Below are 1,533 nucleotides of genomic sequence, written 5' to 3' on the forward strand. Positions count from 1 at the left end.
CGTCGGACCCCGCAGGATCACGGAGATCCTGCGGGGTCCGACGCGAGGCGGATCACCGAACGGGTGCTGCCACAGGAGGGGGGTGGCACACCCGGCCGCGCCGCCCGCGGAACGCGGTCAGTGCTCGCGGGGAGCGGGCACCACGCGTTCCACCTCGGGATGGACCGTGAGGAGTTGCCGCATCGCCGCCTCGGCCGCGGCTCCGTCGCCGGCGGCGAGGGCGTCACAGATGCGGCCGTGGTGCGCCAGCGACGCCTCGTTCGGCCGGTCACAGCCCGCGACCGGACCGCCCGAGACCTGGAGGGCCGCGGACACGATCCCGGAGAGGTGCTCCAGCATGCGGTTGCCGGCGACCTGGATGAGCAGCGAGTGGAACTCGGAGTCGGCGCGGGAGAAGGTGAGCGCATCACCCTGGGCCATCGCGTGCCCCATGATCTCGACCATGTCCGTCAGGCGCTGCTGGACGTCCTCGCGCCCGTGCCCGGCGGCGAGGCGGGCGGCGAGCGGCTCGATCGTCCAGCGCAGCTCGCTCAGCTCGCGGCGCTGGTCGTCGCGCTGCGGCCCGAAGGCCCGCCACTCGATGATGTCCGGATCGAGAAGGTTCCAGTCGCTGACGGGGCGCACGCGCGTGCCGACGTTCGGGCGGGCGCTCACCAGGCCCTTGGCCTCCAGGACGCGGAGCGACTCACGGACGACGGTGCGGGAGACCTCGAACCGCTGGCCGATCTCCTCGGGCACCAGCGGGCGGTCGGCACCCAGGTCGCCGGAGACGATCATCTGACCCAGCTGCTGGACGAGTTGGCCGTGCAGCCCGCGTCCGCGGCTGCCCGCGGCGCGCCTGCCCACCCGGCCCAGCTCGGGGTCCCCGCCGTCCCAGGCAGGGGCCCCGACGCGGTCGACGGCGGGGGCCTCCGCGAAGGGGTAGCGGTCGAGTTCGCCCGGGCTCGCGAGGCCGGAGTCAGCGGAGCGGGCGGCGGTCATCATGGTGTGCGCAAGGGTACTCACGCATCCTTTGTCGGCGCCGTCTCCAACTCCCTTGAGGTCTTTGGTGAAAAGCACACGAAAGGGTGATCGCTCACCCCGTCGCAATTGACGCCTTATCGGAAAGAAATGGGCGTTGTGCGGGGAGTTGTGCGCATGGCCGGACTAAGGGTTACGGACAGTCGTCACCGGAACCGGCTCCGCAGTGCGGTGAGCAGGTACGCGCAGAGCAGTGCGGTCAGCGACAACGTCAGTGCGCCGCCGACAGGTTGGGAGATCACGCTGAGCGCGGCTTCCAGGTAGCGCTCTCCCCCGAAGGGCCATCGCGGCAGGAGAGCCTCGCGCAGCCGCATGGGCATTCCTGCCGCGGTCCACAAGGTCCTGGAAGGACCGTCCGTGCGGACCGCGGCAGGAGAGCCTCGCGCAGCCGCATGGGCATTCCTGCCGCGGTCCGCACGGACGGTCCTTCCAGGACCTTGTGGACCGCGGGTACGACGAGGACCGGCACAGCCGCCACGGCGGCGAGCCCGGCCGTGGTGGACCGGAAGACGC

At 71.7% G+C, this 1,533-nt stretch carries 1 protein-coding gene and 1 pseudogene; both read right to left on the reverse strand.

Annotated elements, in window-relative coordinates:
• Window positions 1–117 precede the first annotated feature (117 nt).
• On the reverse strand, window positions 118–1,005 hold the full coding sequence (locus tag CCL05_RS42120) for a FadR/GntR family transcriptional regulator (protein WP_086565802.1): 888 nt from the start codon (window positions 1,003–1,005) through the stop codon (window positions 118–120).
• 161 nt (window positions 1,006–1,166) lie between these two features.
• Window positions 1,167–1,533 (reverse strand): annotated as a pseudogene (locus CCL05_RS47665) (hypothetical protein); the annotation flags it as partial.

The organism is Streptomyces africanus, assembly GCF_002150735.1.
In the GTDB taxonomy this organism is placed as follows: domain Bacteria; phylum Actinomycetota; class Actinomycetes; order Streptomycetales; family Streptomycetaceae; genus Streptomyces; species Streptomyces africanus.